This is a genomic window from Methylobacterium sp. J-090, assembly GCF_022829345.1.
Lineage (GTDB): Bacteria > Pseudomonadota > Alphaproteobacteria > Rhizobiales > Beijerinckiaceae > Methylobacterium.
In genome coordinates this window covers 1-18,768 of record NZ_JAKSXV010000052.1, presented here as the reverse complement: position 1 = coordinate 18,768, position 18,768 = coordinate 1, and the positions used below count along the sequence as shown (strand labels likewise).

Here is an 18,768-nt window from a genome sequence, read left to right as displayed (position 1 = left end):
CGCGCGATGTGGGCCGCCGAGGGCGAAGCTGCCATCCGCACCGTCGTCGATACCGCGCGCCTCACAGGCAGCAGCTCCTTCGGCACCATCCTCAAAACCGTCGGCGCCTGAACCCCGAGATTACGGGGGTGGGTAATTACGCCCAGACGGCACGGGCCACGGAGGAGATCGGCGGGCAGATCACCCAGATCCAGGGGGTGACGGGCCAGGCGGTGGCGGCCATCGGCTCGATCACGACGCGCATCCGCGAGATCAACGGCGTCGCCGCCTCGATCGCGGCCGCCGTCGAGGAGCAGGGCGCGGCGACCCAGGAGATCGTGCGCAACGTCGCCCAGGCCTCCACGGGCACCAGCGAGGTCACCAGCAACATCGCGGGCGTGGCGCGGGCCTCGGAGGAGACGGGGGCGGCGGCCAGCCAGGTGCTGTCGGCCGCCTCCGAACTCTCGCGGCAGTCCGAGCACCTCAGCGGGGAGGTCGCCCGCTTCCTCAGGGGCGTCCGCGCGGCCTGACGCCGGACGGCCGCGCCGGGAAAGGACCGCCATCGGCTGGCCCTTTTCCGGCGTGCCTCACGAGACTCCCGGTGACGGTCGGATGTCACTATCGCTCACGCCACCAGGGGTTCAGGCGGTTCAAAGTCGGATCGATCCTGCGCGTGTATCGCTCCGCGGGCGCCTTCCATCCGGAGACGCCGCCGCACAGCAGCGTGATGCCGATCGGCAGCAACCAGAGTCCCTTGTTGCGTGGGACCGAGGTCAGGGTGCCGAGGATGAAGAGGAGGCCGAGACTTCGCCGGGCGATCCATCGGCGGGGGTCCTGCACCCGTTCCACGAGCCCCTGCATCCGGGGCGACAGGCGCCGCGTCAGCAGCCCGACACGGGCATCCCAGGCCCGTTCGAGGTCGTCGGGCGCGGGTGGCGCGGTCACGGGGAAGGCCCTTCCACCGGGTTCGGGCCAGTTCGCGCATAGAAGCCGTGCCAGGCGGGCGGCTCGGGATAGGTCGCGGCGTAGCGTGCCCGCTCATCGGGCGTCTGGCGGCCGAACCAGTCCCGGAAGGAAATCAGGTATTCCTCGCCCTCGCCCATGCGCCAGCCGAGCGATCCGAGGGGAATGTCGGGATGCGCGTGCCAGGGTGGACGGATCGAGGCCGCGAACACCCGCGTGAAGGTCCGGCCCGTCCCATCGGGGCCGGATCGGACCAGTTGCCGAACCGGCGTCTCGGCGGAGATCTCCGGTGAACCGGCGCGCCCGCCGGCGTCGGGCCCGAACCGTGGTGAAGCGATGACGGTCCGCAGGCGATTCAAGAGGCGCCGCGCAACGCTGAGCGTGAGGCGAATCATCCATTCGACCTGAAGGTTCGCGGTCTCCGACCCGGCGCATGTGAAGGGGCCGATCGCGAGGGGTCAATCCTCGTCCCGGCGGCGCTCGGGGGTTTTGTGAGGCACCCTAATACCCCAGCGCGCACCCATCCTTGCGGGGATCGGAGCCGGCGGCGCGCAGGCCGGTGATGGGGTCGATCCAGATGATCTGGCCGCCGCCGATGGGCAGGGGTGCCGGGATCGTGACGTGGCCGCGCGCCGCGAGGGCCTCGGCGAGGCCCGGGGAAAAACCGCCCTCGAGCTCGACGCCGCCGCCGTAGGCGAAGCTGCGCGGGGCGTCGAGGGCCTCCTGCACGTCGAGGCCCCGGTCGATGAGGCCGGTGAGCAGCTCGACATGGCCCATGGCCTGGTAGTGCCCGCCCATGACGCCGAAGGGGGCCACCACGGCGCCGTCGCGCATGAGCATGCCCGGGATGATGGTGTGCATCGGGCGTTTGCCCGGGCCGATGGTGTTGGGGTGGCCGGGCTCGACCCGGAACGAGAACCCGCGATTGTGCAGGAGCACGCCGCTCTCCGGCGCGGTGATGCCGCTGCCGAAGCCCTGGAAGATCGAGTTGATGAGCGAGATCGCGTTGCCGTCGCGGTCGACCACGCAGAGGTAGACCGTGTCGGTGTGGCGGACCTCCGGCCACAGCACCGGGTCGCGCGCCCGGCCCATGTCGATGGCGCCCCGCGCCGAGGCCCGCCACGCCTCCGACAGCAGGTGCTCCACCGGCACGGCGGCGACCACGGGATCGGCGAACAGGGCGTCGCGGTGGTGGTAGGCCTGCTTGCACGCCTCGGCGAAGAGGTGGACCCGGTCGAGTTCGGACAGGGCCCCGACGTCGTAGTGCGACAGCACGTTGAGCATCATCAGGGCGGCGAGCCCCTGGCCGCTCGGGGGGCATTCGTAGACGTCGTAGCCGCGGTACCGCGTGGTGATCGGGGTGACGTATTCGGGCGCCGCATTCGCGAAATCCGCCAGGGTGTGGAGGCCGCCGAGCGCCCGCAGGCGCCCGACCATGTCCTCGGCGACGGGCCCATCGTAGAATCCCGCGGGGCCGTGCTCGGCGATGCGCCGCAGGGTGGCGGCGAGTTTGGGGTGGCGCATGCGGGTGCCGACTCGCGGCGCCTCGCCGTCGACGAGGTAGGCGGCGGCCGAGCCCGGATCGGCGCGGAGCTTGTCGCGGTTGCGCGCCCAGTCGAGGGCGACGCGGGGCTGCACGGCGTAGCCGTCCTCGGCGCAAGCGATCGCCGGCCGCAGCAGTTCGGCGAGGGAACGGGTGCCGTGATCGGCGAGGAGTTTCGCCCAGGCCGCCACGGCGCCCGGCACCGTGACGGCGTGGGGCGAGGTCGGCCCGATGGCGAGGCCCCGTTCGAGGTACCAGGCATCGTGCGCGGCCGCCGGGCTGCGGCCCGAGCCGTTGAGGGCGACGGGCGCCCGCGCCCCCTTCGGGGCGTAGAGCGCGAAGCAGTCGCCGCCGAGGCCGGTCATGGCCGGCTCGACGACGCCCTGCACGGCCACGGCCGCGATGGCGGCGTCGACGGCGTTGCCCCCGGCCCTCAGGGTCTCGATGGCCACGAGGGACGCGAGGGGGTGGGAGGTCGCCACCGCCCCGTTGGCGGCATGGACGGGCGAGCGCCCCGGCTTCGCGAAGTCTCTCACGGCGACAGGTCCTTAAACTCGAGAGTCGGCGCCGCCCGCGACCCAGTGGCCGGGGGCGACCTCGACGAGGGCACCGCCCGCGTCCGGGCTCATGGGCGGCATCCCGGCGGCGGCGCGCAGGCGGGCCCGCTCCGCCACCGGGTTCGGCACGGGCACGGCGCCGAGGAGGCGCCGCGTGTAGGGGTGACGCGGATCGTCGTAGAGGGCGTCCGCCTCGGCGAGTTCGACGATGCGGCCGCGCCAGAGCACGGCCACCCGCTGGCAGAGATAGCGCACCATGCGCAGGTCGTGGGAGATGAACAGGTAGGAGATTCCGAGCTCGTCCTGCAAATCCTGCAGCAGGTTCACCACCTGGGCCTGGATCGAGACGTCGAGGGCGGCGATGGGCTCGTCGGCGACGATGAAGCTCGGTTTCAACGCGATGGCGCGGGCGATGCAGATGCGCTGGCGCTGGCCGCCGGAGAACTGGTGCGGGTAGCGCCGGGCGAAGCGCGGATCGAGGCCGACGCGGGCGAACAGGCCCTCGACCTCGTCGCGCCGCTCCGCCCGCGCCATGGTCGGGCGATGCAGGCGGAACGGCTCGGCCACGTACTCGCCGACACTCATGCGCGGGTTGAGGGCGCCGTAGGGGTCCTGGAACACGGTCTGGATGCGGGCGCGCATGCGGCGCATCTCGCGGGCGGGCAGGCGGGCGAGATCGGCGCCCTCGAAGGCGACGGTGCCGGAGGTCGGCGGGTTGAGCATGGTCACGGCCCGGCCGATGGTGGACTTGCCGGAGCCGGATTCGCCGACCAGCCCCAGGGTCTCGCCGGGGCGGATGTCGAAGCTGACATCCTCCACCGCCCGGAACACCGACCCCCGTCCGCCCCACCACGTGCGCAGGGGGTAGTGCTTGCTCAGGTTGCGCACGGACAGGAGCGGGTAGGGGGCGGGCGTCACGCGGCCTCCTCGGCGGCGCGGAGCGCCGGCAGGTCGTACCAGGCGGCCACGAGATGGCCGGGCGCGGCGCCGGGCGCCTGTTCCAGGGGTGGGGGCTCGCGCCGGCAGCGCGGGGTGGCGTAGGCGTTGCGGGCGGCGAAGGGGTCGCCCGGCGGCGGATCGCGCATGTCCGGCGGCGCGCCCTCGATCTGGTGGAGGCGCCGGCGCCCGGCCCGGCCGCGGCTGAGGTCGGGCAGGGAGCGCAGGAGGCCCAGGGTGTAGGCGCTGCGCGGATCGGAGAAGAGGCTGTCCACGGGGCCGCGCTCGAGGATGCGGCCGGCATACATCACCTGCACCGTGTCGGCGATGCCGGCCACCACGCCGAGGTCGTGGGTGATCCAGATCACCGCCATGCCGATCTCGCGCTTCAGCTCCTGCACCAGAGCGATGATCTCGGCCTGGACGGTGACGTCGAGGGCCGTCGTCGCCTCGTCGGCGATGAGGAGCTTCGGGCGGCACGACAGGCCCATGGCGATCATCACCCGCTGGCGCTGGCCGCCGGAGAACTCGTGCGGGTACTGGTCGAGGCGCGCGGCCGCATCGGGGATGCGCACGAGGTCGAGGAGTTCGCGGGCGCGGAGGCGGGCGGCGCGCCCGTCGAGGCCGAGATGGATGCGCAGGGGCTCGACGATCTGCGCCGCCACCGTCATGCCGGGATTGAGCGAGCTCATGGGGTCCTGGAACACGAAACCGATCTTCCCGCCCCGAACTTTTCGCAACTCACGCTCGGGCAGGGCGAGGAGGTCGCGGCCCTCGAACAGCACCCGGCCGCCGGTGATGCGGCCGGGCGGGCGCGGGATCAGCCCCAGCATCGCCAGCACGTGCACGCTCTTGCCGGAGCCGGATTCGCCCACGATGCCGAGGGTCTCGCCCTCGCGCAGGGTGTAGGACACGCCGTTGACGGCGTGGACGGCGCCGCCCTCGCCGTCGAAGGCGACGCCGAGGTCGCGCACGTCGAGCAGGGTCTCGCCGGACATCTCCGCCATCTCAGGTCCTCTGCCGGGGGTCGAGGGCATCGCGAAGACCGTCGCCCAGGAGGTTGAAGGCCAGCACCGCGAGGAAGATCGAGGCGCCGGGCCAGATCGCCATCCAGGGCGCCTGTTCGAGGAAGTTCTTGGCGACGTTGAGCATCGAGCCCCAGGACGGGTCGGGCGGCTGCTGGCCGAGGCCGAGGAACGACAGGCTGGCCTCGGCGATGATGGCGGCCGCGATGGTCAGCGTCGCCTGGACCAGGATCGCCGGGACGATGTTGGGGAGGATGTGGCGGAGCGCGATCCGCCAGGGCGGGTTGCCGACGGCGCGGGCGGCCTCGATGAACTCCTCGGCCGCCACCGCCTGCACCTGGGCGCGGGTCAGGCGCACGAAGGTCGAGGTCGCCGAGAGGCCGATGGCCACCATGGCGTTGGTGAGGCTGGGGCCGAGGAAGGCCGCGAGCGCGATGGCGAGGATGAGGAACGGGATCGCCAGCAGCGCGTCGGTGAGGCGCATGATCAGCAGGTCGAGGAATCCCCCGGCATAGCCCGCGATGAGGCCGAACGGCAGGCCGAGGGCCACCGCCAGGGCGACGGAGGTGAGCCCGGCCCCGAGGGAGGCCCGCGCGCCGAACACGATCCGCGACAGGACGTCGTGCCCGACCTCGTCGGTGCCGAAGGGGTGGGCGAGGCTCGGGGCGCTGCGGATGGCGCCCCAGTCCGTGGCGATGGGATCGTAGGGGGCGATCCAGTCGGCGAACACCGCCATCGCCATGAGGGCGACCACGATGACGAGCCCGACCATGGCGCTGCGGCGCGCGGCGAGACGGCCCCAGAATTCCCGTGTCGGGCTCGGCTCGACCCGAAGCGCGGGGGCGGCGGCCGGGAGTCCCACGCCGTTCTCGATGAGGCCAAGATCGCTCATGCGCGCCGCAGCTTCGGGTTCACGAAGGCGGCGAGCAGGTCGGCCCCGAGGTTGAGGAGGACGTAGGTGGTGGCGGTGCAGATCACGACGCCCTGCACCGTGGCGTAGTCGCGGTTGAACACCGCATCGACCATGAGCTTGCCGAAGCCCGGCACGGAGAAGACCTGCTCGGTCAGCACGGCGCCCGACAGGAGCTGCCCGAACTCGAGGGCGCCCAGGGTGATGATGGGAATCGCGGCGTTGGGCAGGGCGTGGCGCAGGATGAGGCGCAGCGGCGAGACGCCCTTGGCCCGGGCGGTGCGGACGTAGTCCGAGCCCAGGACCCCCAGCATCGCCGCGCGGGTGTGGCGCATCATCACCGCCGCGATGGCGTTGCCGAGCACGAAGGCCGGCATCGCCAGGGAGCGCAGGTTCTCGGACAGGCTCTCGAAGGGCGAGACGAACCCCGAGGCCGGCAGCCAGCCGAGCTGGACCGAGAACAGCAGGATCATCAGGATGCCGAGCCAGAAGTTCGGCACGGAGAGGCCCCACAGGGCGATGCCGTTGGCGATGGTGTCGGCGGCCCGGCCGCGCTGGACCGCCGAGAGGATGCCCATGGGCACCCCGATGACGAGGGCCACCAGCATGGCGAGGCAGGCGAGCTCCAGGGTGACGGGCAGCTTCTCGACGACGAGGTCGAGCACGGGCTTCTGCAGCCGGATCGATTCGCCGAGATCGCCCCGGAGCACCCCGCCGGCCCACAGGGCGTAGCGCACGGGGAGCGGCCGATCGAGGTGGTACTTCTGCCGGATGAAGGCGATCACCTCCGGGTCGCGCTCCTCGCCCGACAGGGCCGTGGCGGTGTCGCCGGGCAGGAGCTGCTGGAGCACGAAGATGATCATCGAGGCGATCACCAGGGTGGGGATCGCGAGCGCGAGGCGTTGGACGAGGACGCGCAGCATCGGGCGGGCCTCCCGAATTCAGTTCAGGGTCAGGCCGCCGAAGCGCACGAGGCCGTCGGGATAGGGCGTGAAGCCGGAGAGCTTGGTGCCGTAGGCCCAGAACAGCTTGCGGTGGAACAGGTAGATCAGCGGCCGGTCGGCCATCACCTTGTCGGCCAGCCGCTTCCAGGCCTCCGCGCGATGGGCCGGGTCGATGGTCGCCCGCTCGGCACTGAGCGCCGCGTCGGCCTCCGGATCGCAGTAGCGGGCGTAGTTCAGGGGCGTCTTGCAGGCGAGGAAGCTGAAGGTGTTGCCGTCCGGGTCCGGCCGGCCGCTCCACGAATACAGGTAGGCGTCGAAATTCCCCTTGTCGGCGGCGTCGAGCGCCGTGGTGAAGTCGGTGGCCTGGAGCTTCACGTCGAAGCCGGCTTCCCGGGTCATCGCCTGGATCACCTGGCCGACCTGGGGCGCCTCGTTGTTCGCGTAGACGGTCAGGGTGACGCTGGGTTTCGGGATGCCGGCCTCCGCCAGCAGGGCTTTGGCCTTGGCGATGTCGCGCTTGGGCAGGGGATACGCCGTCACGTAGGCCGGGTGCTTCGGGGAGACCCATTGGTTGCCGGGCAGGAACTCGCCGCCGAACACCACCTGGTTGAGGGCGTTGCGGTCGATGGAAAGATCGAAGGCCGCCCGCACCCGCGGATCGGCGACGGCCGAGCCGGGCCGGTTCGGATTGAACACGATGGACTGGAAGCCGAGCTCGTAGGTCGAACCGACCTTCAGCTTGGGGTCGCGGCTCACCTGCGGCAGGTCGGTGGGGGTGAGGCGCTCCAGGAGGTCGAGCTGGCCGGCGCGCAGGTTGGTCAACCGCACGGTGCCGTCGGGAATCGGCCGGAACTCGATGCGCTTGAGGTGGATCTGGTCCTTGTTCCAGTACCCGTCGAAGCGCTCGACCACGATGCGGTCCTGGGGCACGCGCTCGACGAATTTGAACGGGCCGGCGCAGACCGGCGCCGTGGAGAACTTGTCGCCCAGCCGCTCGGCGGCCTTCGGCGAGACCATCATGCCGGCCCGATCCGTGAACTGGGCCATGAGCGGCGCGAACGGGGTCTTGAGAAGGATCTTGAACGTCAGGTCGTCGACCACCTCGACCCGGTCGATGGGCGCGATCTCTCCGCGGCGCTGGGAGCCGGGCAGCTTCAGGTGGCGCTCGATGCTGTACTTGGCCGCCGCCGCGTCGAGGGGCTCGCCGTCATGGAACAGCACGCCCGGCCGCAGGGTCATGGTCAGGGTCTTCTCGTCCTCCGAGAGGCTCCAATGCGTGGCGAGCTGCGGCACCGGCTTCAGGTCGGGCCCGATATCCACGAGCTTGTCGCACAGGGCGGCGAAGACCATGCGGCTGGTGAAGGTGCGGGCGAGGCTCGGATCGAGGGCGTCGGGGTCCTCCATCAGGCCGAAGCGGAGGGTCTGGGCTTGGACGGGGCCGAGCAGACCTGGGACGGGGCTCAGCGAAGCGACGCCCGCGACGAGGCAGGCAGCGAACAGACGCAGCATCAAGCTTCCTTCAGGGCGTGAGCGGAATGGCCTCGTCGCGCGAGCGGCGGCAACAAGGCGGTCATCGCGTCCCGGGATGCATACATTATCCGTGCCAGCCTGGGCGGCGCCCTGCCCGTCACCACACCACCGCCTGCCCGTCGCGGCGCGGATCGCTGGCGGCGACGTAGCCCTCGGTGGCGGGATCGCCCATGCGCCAGATGAACTGGCCGGCCCCGAAATCCTGGTAGCTGTCCTCGATCACCGCGACCCGGTGCCCCCGCTCCACCAGGCCCCGGAGGGTGGCGGCCGGCATGGTGGATTCGGCGTTGATCTCGAGGCCGGCGTTGAAGCGCCAGCGCGGCGCGTCGCAGGCCGCCTGGGGGTTCTGGGCGTGGTCGAGCATCCGCACCAGGGTCTGGACGTGCCCCTGGGGCTGCATGTTGCCGCCCATGACGCCGAAGCTCATCACCGGCGCCCCGTCCCGGGTCAGGAACCCCGGGATGATGGTGTGGAACGGGCGCTTGCCCGGCGCCACCACGTTCGGGCTGGCGGGATCGAGGGAGAAGCCGTGGCCGCGGTTCTGCAGGGACAGGCCCCATTCGGGCACGACCACGCCGGAGCCGAAGCCCATGAAGTTCGATTGGATGAAGCTCACCATCATGCCGGATTCATCGGCCGTGGTGAGGTAGACCGTGCCGCCGCGCACGGGGTTGCCGGCGCCGAACACCTGGGCGCGCTGCCGGTCGATGAGGGCCGCCCGCCCGGCGAGGTAGGCGGGGTCGAGCATCGCCTCCGGGGTCACCGTCATGGTGCGGGGGTCGGCGACGTAGCGGTAGGTGTCGGCGAACGCGAGCTTCATCGCCTCGATCTGGAGGTGCTGGGCCTCCGGCCCGTCCGGAGCGAGGCCCGCGAGATCGAAGTTCTGCAGGATGCCGAGCGCGATCTGGGCGGCGATGCCCTGACCGTTGGGCGGGATCTCGTGCAGGGTGTGGCCGCGATAATCCTGGGCCGTCGGCGTCACCCATTCGGGCGTGAAGGCCGCCAGGTCGCCCACCGTCATCGCGCCGCCATGGAGGCCCGCGTGCCGCGCCATCGCCTCGGCGATCTCGCCCTCGTAGAAGGCCCGCCCCCCGGTCCGCCCGATGGCGCGCAGGGCCCGGGCGATCCCCGGCAGGGTGACGCGCTCGCCGACATGGGGCGCGCGGCCATGGGGCAGGAAGGTCTCGGCGAAGCCCGGCTGCCGGGTGATGTCATCGATCCGCGCGGCGGCGGCCCATTTCTGCTGGACCACGATGGGGGCGAGGTAGCCGCGCTCGGCGATCTCGATGGCCGGCTCCAGGAGGTCGGCGAAGGGCAGGCGGCCGAAGCGCTCGCTCAAGGCGACCCAGGCGGCGACGGCCCCCGGCACCGTGACGGAATCCCAGCCGCGCATGGGCGGGTGCCGGGCGTCCGCGCCGTACTTGTCCCGGAAGTAGTCCGGGTTCCAGGCGGCGGGGGCGCCGCCCGAGGCGTTGAGCCCGTGGAGCTGCGTCCCGTCCCACAGGATGCAGAAGGCGTCCGAGCCGAGGCCGTTGCTGCACGGCTCGGTGATGGTCTTGGCCGCCGCCGTCGCGATGGCGGCGTCCACGGCGTTGCCGCCCTGCCAGAGCATGCGCAGGCCGGCCTGGGCCGCGAGCGCGTGAGAGGTCGCCACCACGTTGCGGCCGAAGATCGGCATGCGCACGGTGGGATAGCCGGTCGTCCAGTCGAAGGGTGTCATCGGATCGAGGTTCCTCAACGTGGGAGCGTGCGCGATCCCGTGGAAGCACGGCGCGGGCCGGGGCTGCGGCGCGGCTCCGAATTCCTACCGTGGCCGCTCTGGTCCCGCTCGTGCTTCTCGTGCGGTGGCCTTGGCGTGCGGTGGCCTTGGGGTGCAGTGGCCTTGGCGTGCGGTGGCGGGACGCCGGGCGGGAACGGCAGGAGGGGCGGACGCGGGATGGCGGGTGGACGGGACAGGGCGGGCGACGGGGCGCGGCAAAGAGGCAAGGACCAGGGCCCGGACCAGGGCACGGACCGGGTCGGGGCGATCTGCCGGGCCCTGCGGCGGGCCATCGTCGAGCGGGCCGTGGCCCCCGGCGACCGCCTGCCCGAGGATGCCCTCGGCGAGCGGTTCGGCGTCAGCCGCACCATCGCGCGCCAGGCCCTGGGGCAGCTCGCCGGCGAGGGCCTGGTCGAGCTGCGCCGCAACCGCATCGCCGTCGTGGCGACGCCGAGCTGGGAGGAGGCGCGCGACACCTTCGACATCCGCATCGGCCTCGAACGCCTCGTCGTCGCCCGCCTCGCCGGCCGCCTCGATCCCGACCAGGAGGCCGCCCTGCAGGCCCATGTCGACCGCGAGGAGGCGGCCCAGCGCGGGGCCGAGCCGGGCTCCATCCGCCTCGCGACGGAATTCCACCTGCTGCTGGCCCGGATGACCGGCAGCCCCGTGCTGGAGCGCTACGTCGGCGAGCTCGGCTACCGCTGCGCCCTCATCCTCTCGCTCTACAGCCGGCCCCACTCGGCCGAATGCGCGGTGGCCGAGCACCGCGCCCTCATCGCGGCCCTCGCGGCGGGCGATGCGGCGCGTGCCACCGCCCTCATGGACCACCACCTCGACGCCGTGGCCGAGCGGGCGCGCATCGTCGCCGCCCCGCCGCGCGACGGCGACCTCCTGCGGCGGCTCGCGCCCTACGCCGAGGCTTTGGGCTGATCAGGCGGTGATCCCGCGCGCCGTCAGGATGCGCTCGGCGCTGTCGTTCCACACCTCCATGGTGACGATCAGGCCGTCCCGCACGGTGAAGCGGTCGACGTAGCGGTTGTCCTCGAACGGCGTGCCGTCGGGCCAGGCGCCGTAGAGGGTGCCGAGGCTGTAGACCGTGGTGACCCCGTCGCCCGGCACCACGTCGAGGCGCTCCATGCGCTTCTTCACCCAGGCGTAGCGCCCGGCGTTGAACGCCGTGACCTCGCGGGGATGCCGGAAGCGGCGCGCGCCCGTGAACACGATCTCGATGCCGGGCGCCATGTAGGTGGCCGCCGTCTCCGGGTCCGGCACCATCGAGGCTTCGAGATAGGCGGTGACGAGGGCCGCGTCCCGCGCCGTCATGTCCGGTCCGGTCGTGTCCGGGTCCTTCGGTCCTGCCGTCATCGCTCGATCTCCCCTGCCTGACGCCGCCCCCCATCCTCGCCGCCGCCCGCCCGAAGTGCATGCAAAAAGTGTATGCACTTTGGCGAAGTTCGAGGCACAAGCCTGGGAGGCGCACGACTTTCTTCATAGATGACAACGACTTGATGCGTGGCATGGGCATTGCAAAATCCGAGCCGATTCCGCCGGAGACCGTCCATCATGCCCATCCGCACCCGCCCGTCCCCGACCCGCCGCGTGGCGCTCGGCATGGCCCTGCTTCTTGGCGTCTCGGGCGTCTCCGCGGCCCTGGCCGAGGAACCCATCCGCATCGGCCTCGTCACGGCGCTCAGCGGCCAGTCGGCGAAATCCGGCGAGGCGATCTCGCGCGGCATCGGGCTCGCCATCGACGAGATCAACGCCGCCGGCGGCGTCCTCGGCCGGCCCCTCGAACTCGTGGCGCGGGACGACGAGGCCAACCCGTCGAAGGGCGTGCTCGCCGCCCGCGAACTGATCCAGCGCGTCGGCGTCGTCGCCCTGGTGGGCGGCCTCGACACCCCCGTCTCCATGGCTTTGGTCCCCATCGCCAACCAGATGAAGGTGCCGTTCCTCGGGCCCTGGGCCGCCGGCACCGGCATCACCCGCAACGGGGCGGCGGACAATTACGCCTTCCGGGTCTCGGCCGTGGACGCCCTCGTGGACGAGGCCCTGGTCGCCTACGCGCTGAAGACCCACGGCGCGAAGAAGCCCGGCATGATCCTCGTCAACAACGCCTGGGGCGAGTCGAACCAGCAGGGCCTCGTCGCGGCCCTCAAGGCGGCGAACCTCCCCAGCGCCGGCATCGAGAAGTACGAGGCCGCCGACGTCGACATGGTGCCCCAGCTCACCCGCCTGAAGGAGGCCGGGGCCGACACCCTGTTCCTCGTCGGCAATGTCGGCCCCTCGGCCCAGGTGGTGAAATCCCTCGACCGCATGGGCTGGACCGTGCCGGTGGTCTCGCACTGGGGCCCGGCGGGCGGGCGCTTCGACGAACTCGCCGGCCCGAACGCCGGCAAGGTCCACTTCATCCAGACCTTCACCTTCGCGGGCAACACCGCCCCGAAGGCGCTCGCCGTCCTCGACGCCCTGAAGAAGAAGTACCCGGCGATCAAGTCGATGGCCGACGTGACCCCGGCCGTCGGCATCGCCAACGCGTACGATGCGACGCACCTTCTCGCGCTGGCCATCACGGCGGCCAAGTCGACCAAGGGGCCGGAGGTCCGCGACGGCTTCTACAAGGTCGGCGCCTATCCGGGCCTGATCAAGACCTACGACACCCCCTTCGCCCCGGGCCGGCACGACGCCCTCGGGCCGCAGGACTACGTCTTCACCCGCTTCCAGAACGGCGAGATCGTCGCCGTGACGAACTGACGGTCGCCGGATGCTCACCGGCACCCTCGTCACCGGCCTCGGCCTCGGCGCCATGTACGGGCTGATCGCGCTCGGCTTCCACATCACCTACGCGGTGTCGGGCACCGTCAACTTCGCCCAAGGCTCGGCGGTGACGCTCGGCGCCGTGCTGGGCTACTGGCTCGGCGTCACGCTCGGCTGGCCGATGCCCCTCGCCGTGCTCCTGGCGCTGGCCGGCTGCGCCCTCCTCGGAATCGTGGTGGAGCGCCTGCTGGTCCGGCCCTTCGTCGAGCGCGGCTCCGACGCGTGGCTGCTCGCCACCGTGGCGGGCGGCATCATCCTCGACAACACCCTGCTGTTCACCTTCGGCAAGGAGCCGCGCAGCCTGCCCTCCGCCCTGGCGGTGTCGCCCGTGCAGGTCTTCGGGACGGGAATCTACCCGCTCCAGCTCGTCATCCCGGTGATCGGCGTCGCGGTGGCGCTCGTCATCCGCACGGTGTTCCGCCGGACCGACCTCGGCCGGGTGCTCCTTGCCGTGGCCCAGAACGCGGATGCGGCCCGCCTCATGGGCATCGACGTGCGCCGCACCGTGGCCTGCGCCTTCGCCCTCTCGGCGGTGCTGGCGGGCGTCGCGGGCCTGCTCATCGCACCCCTGTTCTCGGTCTCGGCCGAGATGGGCGCCCTGTTCGGGATCAAGGCCTTCGCCGTGGCGATCCTGGGCGGCATCGGCTCGGCCACGGGCGTCGTGGTGGCGGGGCTGCTCTACGGGCTCCTGGAGGCGACCGTCACGGCGACGCTCGGCTCCGCCTTCACCCAGCTCGTGGTGTTCTCGGTGATCATCCTGGCCCTGGCGCTCCGGCCGGACGGCCTGTTCGGCCGCCGCGCCGTCAACAAGGTCTGATACCGTTCCGGCTGATCCGTTCGGTCGGCGCCAAGCGCGGGTCCCCTCTCCTGGAAGGAGAGGGACAGGGTGAGGTGTGTGACTTGTTCGGAGAGTTCGCACACCTCACCCCAACCCTCTCCTTTCAGGAGAGGGGGCCTGTCGCGTCCATTCAATCCGAGGTGATCAACCGGAGCCCGTCTGACGCCATGCGCCACCTGACCGGACGCTGGGCCATGCCCCTCGCCATCCTGGCCCTGACGGCGGCGGGCCTTGGCCTCGTCGCCGGCTCCACCGGCTACAGCCACTTCGTCATCGCGCTCGTGGCTCTGACCACGCTCGCCGGGGTCGGCCTCAACGTGCTGCTCGGGCTCACCGGCCTGATCTCCTTCGGCCATGCCGGCTTCTACGCCATCGGCGCCTATGCGAGCGCGGTCCTCACCGGGGCGGGCCTCAGCTTCTGGCTGGCGCTGCCGGCGGCGGCCGGGCTCTCGGGCCTCGTCGGCATCGGCCTCGCCGTGCCGGCCATGCGCGTGAAGGGGCCGTATCTGGCCATGGTCACCATCGCGTTCGGCTTCATCGTCGAGCACGCGCTCATCGAGGGCGGCTCCCTCACGGGCGGCCAGAACGGCCTCGTCGTCAGCGGCGGCCCGACCCTGTTCGGGGTCCCCTTCGCCGAGCGCGAACTCGCGATCCTCGCGGTCCTGATGGCCGGGGCCGCCCTCACCGGCTTCCACCGCCTGGCCCGGAGCCGCCTCGGCCGGGCCATGCGCGCCGTGCGCGACGCCGACGTGGCGGCCGCCTCGCTGGGCTTCGATCCCGTGCGGGTGAAGACCCTGGCGTTCGCCGTCTCGGCGGCGTTGACGGGCCTCGCCGGGGCCGTGCTGCCGCCCCTGATGCTGTTCATCGCCCCGAGCTCGTTCCCGTTCTCCCAGTCGATCCTGTTCGTCCTCGCCGTCGTGGTCGGCGGCGCCGGCACCGTGCTCGGCCCCCTGTTCGGGGCGCTGGTCACCGTGCTCCTGCCCGAGACCCTGTCGGGCCTCGCCGAGTACCGCCTGCTGTTCTTCGGCCTCGCCACCCTGGTGGTGCTCTGGCTCGTCCCCGCCGGCCTCGTCGGCAGCGTCGCCCGCCTGATCCCGCGCCGGACGGATACCAGGGCCACGGGGGAATCCGACCTCGCCGGCTTCCTGGCCGGCTTCCTCGGGAAACGGCCCGGCGAGCCCCTGGTGGTGGAGGCCGTCGGCATCCGGTTCGGCGGCATCCAGGCGGCCGAGGGCGTGTCGTTCACCGCCCGGCCCGGCGCCGTCACCAGCGTCATCGGCCCGAACGGCGCCGGCAAGACCACGGTGCTCAACATGGTCTCGGGCTTCTACCGCCCGGGGGCCGGCGCCATCCGCCTCGGGGCCCGCGACCTCACGGGCGCCCCGGCCCAGGCCGTCGCCCGGGCCGGCATCGCCCGCACCTACCAGACCACGCGGCTGTTCGGCTCCCTCGGCGTCGTCGACAACGTGGCGCTCGCCTTCGCCCCCGGCCGGCTCTGGCGTCGGGCGGGGCGGGCGGATCGGATGACGGCCGCCGGCCTGCTGGCCTTCACCGGCTATACCGGCGCCCTCGACCGGCGCGCCGACGAACTGCCCCATGTCGACCGCCGCCTCGTCGAGATCGCCCGGGCGCTCGCCGGCCGGCCCCGGGTGCTCCTCCTCGACGAGCCCGCCGCCGGCCTCACCCGCGCCGACACCGACCGCTTGGGGCGGCTCCTGCGCCGGATAGCCGCCTGCGGCGTCGCCGTGATCCTCGTCGAGCACGACATGCCCCTCGTCATGGGCGTCTCCGACCACATCCTCGTCATGGATGCCGGCCGGCCCATCGCCAGCGGCGCCCCGGCCGCGATCCGCCACGACCCGGCGGTGATCCGCGCCTATCTGGGTGCGGCCGACACGCCGGCCCGGCCGCGCGCGACCCCCTGGCAGGGGCCGGCCGACGCCGTGCTCTCGGCCCACGGCCTCACCGCCGGCTACGGCGCCGCCGCTGTGCTGGAGGGGGTGTCCCTGGAAGTCCGCCCCGGCGAGACCGTGGCGCTGCTCGGCGCCAACGGCGCCGGCAAGTCCACGGCCATGCGGGCGCTGGCCGGGCTCCTGCGCCCGGTCACGGGCGGGATCGTGCTGGAGGACCGCGCCGTCGCGGGGCTCCCGGCCCACCGGATCGCCCGCCTCGGCCTCGCCCTCGTGCCCGAGGGCCGCCAGGTGTTTCCGGAGTTGACCGTCGTGGAGAACATCCGCCTCGGCGCCCACGGCCGGAACGACCCCATCGACCCGGCCGAGATCGAGGCGCTGCTGACCCGTTTCCCCCGCCTGCGCGACCGCGCCACGAGCCGGGCCGGGCTGCTCTCGGGCGGCGAGCAGCAGATGCTCGCCATCGCCCGCGGGATGATGGCGCGGCCGCGCATCCTGCTCCTCGACGAGCCGTCGCTGGGCTTGGCGCCCGCGATGATCAACGCCCTCTACGCCGTGGTGGCCGAGCTGCGGGATTCCGGCACCACGATTCTCATCGTCGACCAGATGGCGGCCCTCGCCCTGACCGTGGCCGACCGCGGCTACGTCCTCGAGCAGGGCCGCGTCGTCACGCAGGGTTCGGCCGCAGACCTCGCGGCGGACAAGGGCCTGGAGGCCGCCTATCTCGGCGCGGCGTGATCCCGGTCCCGCGGGACGTCTCGGGGCTCGGCGGGTGCTGGCGGTCGAAGCGGAAGTTTGACGTCCGCTTGGTCCGTCGGTGACGGGTGGTATTCCGTCTGCCTCCGCTCGGCTCGAGAGGAGACGACGCGGACCTTCGCTGCGCGTCGGCGCGCCCTCCCGCCTGATTCGAGCGTTCCCTATCCCGTGTCGCGCATTCAAGGCGCCGCATGAACGCTGTCGCCTGGCAGCGCGCGCTCCCACCACCACCGACAAACGTGCCGCCACCGGCGCACGATCAGGCCGGCGTTTTAATCCCTGGTATATTGCATACCTAGAATTTTCGTGCTCTTTTGGAGGGAAGGCATAAAAATATTGCCGGGAAAGGAATCAGGGATGGAACGCCAGGACTCCCCGTCCGCCAAATGGTGGCAGCTTGCTTTCGGCGTCCTCTGCATGGCGATGATCGCCAATCTGCAGTACGGCTGGACGCTCTTCGTCGACCCGATCGACGCCAAGTTTCACTGGGGCCGCGCGGCCATCCAGTTCGCCTTCACCATCTTCGTTGCCACCGAGACTTGGCTCGTCCCCATCGAGGCCTGGTTCGTCGATCGGTACGGCCCGCGCATCGTCGTGTGCTTCGGCGGCGTCATGATCGCGCTTGCCTGGGTCCTGAACTCTCAGGCCACCGCGCTGCCGCTTTTCTACGTTGCGGCCGTGATCGGCGGCATCGGCGCGGGGTCTGTCTACGGCACCTGCGTCGGCAATGCGCTCAAATGGTTCCCGCATCGGCGCGGCCTTGCCGCCGGGGCCACGGCCGCCGGCTTCGGGGCGGGTGCCGCCGTCACCGTGGTTCCGATCGCCAAGATGATCGCGACCACCGGATATCAGGACGCCTTTCTGTATTTCGGCCTCGGCCAGGGCGCCATCGTGGTTCTGCTCTCGTTTTTCCTGCGCAAACCCTCGCTGGCGGTCCCGGTGCAGCGCAAGACCCTGCGCCTGCCCCAGACCAAGGTCGACCGCAGCCCCCGCGAGGCGGTGCGCACCCCGGTCTTCTGGGTGATGTACGCCATGTTCGTGATGGTGGCGGCGGGCGGCCTGATGGCGGCAGCCCAAATCGCGCCGATCGCGCACGACTTCAAGGTTGCGGACGTCCCAGTCAGCATGTTCGGCCTGCAGATGGCGGCCCTCACCATGGCGATCTCGCTCGACCGGATCTTCGATGGCTTCGGACGCCCCTTCTTCGGCTACGTCTCCGACAACATCGGGCGCGAGAACACGATGTTCATCGCCTTCAGCATTGCCGCGCTGGCGATCGTCCTGCTTCTGACGGCGGGAACGCAGCCGATGGTCTTCGTTTTTGCGACGGCGATCTACTTCGGAGTGTTCGGGGAGATCTACTCACTGTTCCCCGCGACCTGTGGTGACACCTTCGGCTCGAAATTCGCCACCACCAACGCGGGCCTCCTCTACACCGCGAAGGGAACGGCCTCGTTCCTGGTGCCGGTGGCGAGCCTGATCTCGGCAGCCTACGGTTGGTCGGCGGTGTTCGCCATCATCATCGGCCTGAACGTGGTGGCTGCCGTCCTCGCCCTGTTCGTCCTGAAGCCCCTGCGGGCTCGCTACCTCACCGACGACGTCCCTGCCGCCGCTCCCTTCCCCGGACAGCCGGTTCGCGCTGCCTGAGGAGACCTTCGAGCCACGTGTCTCGGCGCGTGGCTCGAAGGACACACGGGGCTTGACCGAAACAGATCAGAAAATACTCTGGACGTGGACTATTGGGATGGGAACATCTGACGTGTGCCTCACGAAACTCCCGGTCCCCGCCGGTTCCCGCTCCGAGCACGGCGGGATTTTTGTGAGAGACACGTCTTGGGCAAGAGACTATCGTATCTCGGCAGACACTGAGGTCAGCCATGAACGTTGCCGCAGCATTGGTTCTTCAGAGCATCCCATTCGCAGGGGTGGCGATTGCCAAGAGCGAGCATCGCGATCTTTTTATAGTGTCATATCTTTCCGCCGTCGGATTGCTGTTTTCCATCATTGCCGTTTATGATGATCATCACGGCTCATCTTCGCTTATTGGAATCATGACGGAATCCCTGCAATGATTTCTGCGGTCATGCCGATTCGCTGCACCGTTGGTCTCATACCTCTTCCGGGTGATCACTTCGGATCGAACGGTCGCTTCAGTGCTCCCTCTCCTGGAAGGTGTGGGGACCCGCGTTTTACCGCCTCACCGACATGATCAAGCGGAGCCCGTATCAGAGCGAGAACCGTCGGGGATCGGGCGTTCCGTGAGGCACTCGCGATCGGCGTGTCCGCAAGGTTGGGCCGGAAGCA

At 71.1% G+C, this 18,768-nt stretch carries 16 protein-coding genes and 1 pseudogene; 7 read left to right on the top strand and 10 right to left on the bottom strand.

The window, feature by feature from the left end; genetic code table 11:
• Positions 1 to 143: 143 nt before the first annotated feature.
• A pseudogene (locus tag MKK49_RS07925) lies at positions 144 to 509 on the top strand (methyl-accepting chemotaxis protein); the annotation flags it as partial.
• Positions 510 to 597: 88 nt separating this feature from the next.
• Here MKK49_RS07925 and MKK49_RS07920 read toward each other — a convergent pair.
• The 9 genes from MKK49_RS07920 to MKK49_RS07880 all read right to left on the bottom strand — a co-directional run bounded on the left by MKK49_RS07920 (position 598) and on the right by MKK49_RS07880 (position 10,107).
• The gene (locus tag MKK49_RS07920; protein WP_244027578.1) at positions 598 to 924 is read right to left on the bottom strand and encodes a hypothetical protein; all 327 of its coding nucleotides are present in this window, start codon (positions 922 to 924) and stop codon (positions 598 to 600) included.
• Entirely contained in the window at positions 921 to 1,337 is a 417-nt protein-coding gene (locus tag MKK49_RS07915; protein ID WP_244027576.1) for a hypothetical protein, read from the bottom strand. The genes MKK49_RS07920 and MKK49_RS07915 overlap by 4 nt, the downstream gene beginning before the upstream one ends.
• Before the next feature lie 106 nt (positions 1,338 to 1,443).
• A complete protein-coding gene (locus MKK49_RS07910) occupies positions 1,444 to 3,021 on the bottom strand; it encodes a gamma-glutamyltransferase family protein (protein ID WP_244027574.1) in 1,578 nt (525 codons plus the stop codon).
• Positions 3,022 to 3,033: 12 nt separating this feature from the next.
• A complete protein-coding gene (locus tag MKK49_RS07905) occupies positions 3,034 to 3,960 on the bottom strand; it encodes an ABC transporter ATP-binding protein (protein WP_244027572.1) in 927 nt (308 codons plus the stop codon).
• The gene (locus MKK49_RS07900) at positions 3,957 to 4,985 is read right to left on the bottom strand and encodes an ABC transporter ATP-binding protein (protein WP_244027570.1); all 1,029 of its coding nucleotides are present in this window, start codon (positions 4,983 to 4,985) and stop codon (positions 3,957 to 3,959) included. The genes MKK49_RS07905 and MKK49_RS07900 overlap by 4 nt, the downstream gene beginning before the upstream one ends.
• A 1-nt stretch (position 4,986) precedes the next feature.
• On the bottom strand, positions 4,987 to 5,895 hold the full coding sequence (locus MKK49_RS07895; protein ID WP_279595400.1) for an ABC transporter permease: 909 nt from the start codon (positions 5,893 to 5,895) through the stop codon (positions 4,987 to 4,989).
• On the bottom strand, positions 5,892 to 6,836 hold the full coding sequence (locus MKK49_RS07890; protein ID WP_244027568.1) for an ABC transporter permease: 945 nt from the start codon (positions 6,834 to 6,836) through the stop codon (positions 5,892 to 5,894). The genes MKK49_RS07895 and MKK49_RS07890 overlap by 4 nt, the downstream gene beginning before the upstream one ends.
• 18 nt (positions 6,837 to 6,854) lie before the next feature.
• Positions 6,855 to 8,366, bottom strand: a complete 1,512-nt coding sequence (locus MKK49_RS07885; RefSeq protein ID WP_244027567.1) for an ABC transporter substrate-binding protein — start codon at positions 8,364 to 8,366, stop codon at positions 6,855 to 6,857.
• A gap of 118 nt (positions 8,367 to 8,484) precedes the next feature.
• Positions 8,485 to 10,107, bottom strand: coding sequence for a gamma-glutamyltransferase family protein (locus MKK49_RS07880; protein WP_244027566.1), 1,623 nt, complete (start codon positions 10,105 to 10,107; stop codon positions 8,485 to 8,487).
• Positions 10,108 to 10,323: 216 nt separating this feature from the next.
• Between MKK49_RS07880 and MKK49_RS07875 the strand changes: the two genes are divergently transcribed.
• Positions 10,324 to 11,076: a GntR family transcriptional regulator gene (locus MKK49_RS07875; RefSeq protein ID WP_244027565.1), complete on the top strand. Its 753-nt coding sequence runs from the start codon at positions 10,324 to 10,326 to the stop codon at positions 11,074 to 11,076.
• On the opposite strand, the gene MKK49_RS07870 is transcribed toward MKK49_RS07875, so the two are convergent.
• Positions 11,077 to 11,511 carry a nuclear transport factor 2 family protein gene (locus MKK49_RS07870; RefSeq protein WP_244027564.1) on the bottom strand — a complete coding sequence of 145 codons (435 nt, stop codon included), beginning with the start codon at positions 11,509 to 11,511 and terminating at the stop codon, positions 11,077 to 11,079. It abuts the gene before it with no gap.
• 198 nt (positions 11,512 to 11,709) lie between these two features.
• Between MKK49_RS07870 and MKK49_RS07865 the strand changes: the two genes are divergently transcribed.
• From MKK49_RS07865 to MKK49_RS07845, 5 genes are all read left to right on the top strand, one after another.
• Positions 11,710 to 12,897, top strand: a complete 1,188-nt coding sequence (locus MKK49_RS07865; RefSeq protein WP_244027563.1) for an ABC transporter substrate-binding protein — start codon at positions 11,710 to 11,712, stop codon at positions 12,895 to 12,897.
• A gap of 10 nt (positions 12,898 to 12,907) precedes the next feature.
• Positions 12,908 to 13,777 carry a branched-chain amino acid ABC transporter permease gene (locus tag MKK49_RS07860; RefSeq protein ID WP_244027561.1) on the top strand — a complete coding sequence of 290 codons (870 nt, stop codon included), beginning with the start codon at positions 12,908 to 12,910 and terminating at the stop codon, positions 13,775 to 13,777.
• A gap of 188 nt (positions 13,778 to 13,965) precedes the next feature.
• Positions 13,966 to 16,446: an ATP-binding cassette domain-containing protein gene (locus MKK49_RS07855; protein WP_244027560.1), complete on the top strand. Its 2,481-nt coding sequence runs from the start codon at positions 13,966 to 13,968 to the stop codon at positions 16,444 to 16,446.
• 375 nt (positions 16,447 to 16,821) lie between these two features.
• Entirely contained in the window at positions 16,822 to 18,111 is a 1,290-nt protein-coding gene (gene oxlT, locus MKK49_RS07850; protein ID WP_244027579.1) for an oxalate/formate MFS antiporter, read from the top strand.
• A gap of 230 nt (positions 18,112 to 18,341) precedes the next feature.
• Positions 18,342 to 18,536: a hypothetical protein gene (locus tag MKK49_RS07845; RefSeq protein ID WP_244027559.1), complete on the top strand. Its 195-nt coding sequence runs from the start codon at positions 18,342 to 18,344 to the stop codon at positions 18,534 to 18,536.
• The last annotated feature ends 232 nt before the right edge of the window (positions 18,537 to 18,768 follow it).

Coding starts and splice junctions, on each gene's coding strand:
- MKK49_RS07915 (WP_244027576.1), bottom strand. CDS start 1,337: ATGATTCGCCTCACGCTCAGCGTTGCGCGGCGCCTCTTGAATCGCCTG.
- MKK49_RS07900 (WP_244027570.1), bottom strand. CDS start 4,985: ATGGCGGAGATGTCCGGCGAGACCCTGCTCGACGTGCGCGACCTCGGC.
- MKK49_RS07895 (WP_279595400.1), bottom strand. CDS start 5,895: ATGAGCGATCTTGGCCTCATCGAGAACGGCGTGGGACTCCCGGCCGCC.
- MKK49_RS07890 (WP_244027568.1), bottom strand. CDS start 6,836: ATGCTGCGCGTCCTCGTCCAACGCCTCGCGCTCGCGATCCCCACCCTG.
- MKK49_RS07885 (WP_244027567.1), bottom strand. CDS start 8,366: ATGCTGCGTCTGTTCGCTGCCTGCCTCGTCGCGGGCGTCGCTTCGCTG.
- MKK49_RS07880 (WP_244027566.1), bottom strand. CDS start 10,107: ATGACACCCTTCGACTGGACGACCGGCTATCCCACCGTGCGCATGCCG.
- MKK49_RS07875 (WP_244027565.1), top strand. CDS start 10,324: ATGGCGGGTGGACGGGACAGGGCGGGCGACGGGGCGCGGCAAAGAGGC.
- MKK49_RS07870 (WP_244027564.1), bottom strand. CDS start 11,511: ATGACGGCAGGACCGAAGGACCCGGACACGACCGGACCGGACATGACG.
- MKK49_RS07865 (WP_244027563.1), top strand. CDS start 11,710: ATGCCCATCCGCACCCGCCCGTCCCCGACCCGCCGCGTGGCGCTCGGC.
- MKK49_RS07860 (WP_244027561.1), top strand. CDS start 12,908: ATGCTCACCGGCACCCTCGTCACCGGCCTCGGCCTCGGCGCCATGTAC.
- MKK49_RS07855 (WP_244027560.1), top strand. CDS start 13,966: ATGCGCCACCTGACCGGACGCTGGGCCATGCCCCTCGCCATCCTGGCC.
- oxlT (WP_244027579.1), top strand. CDS start 16,822: ATGGAACGCCAGGACTCCCCGTCCGCCAAATGGTGGCAGCTTGCTTTC.
- MKK49_RS07845 (WP_244027559.1), top strand. CDS start 18,342: ATGAACGTTGCCGCAGCATTGGTTCTTCAGAGCATCCCATTCGCAGGG.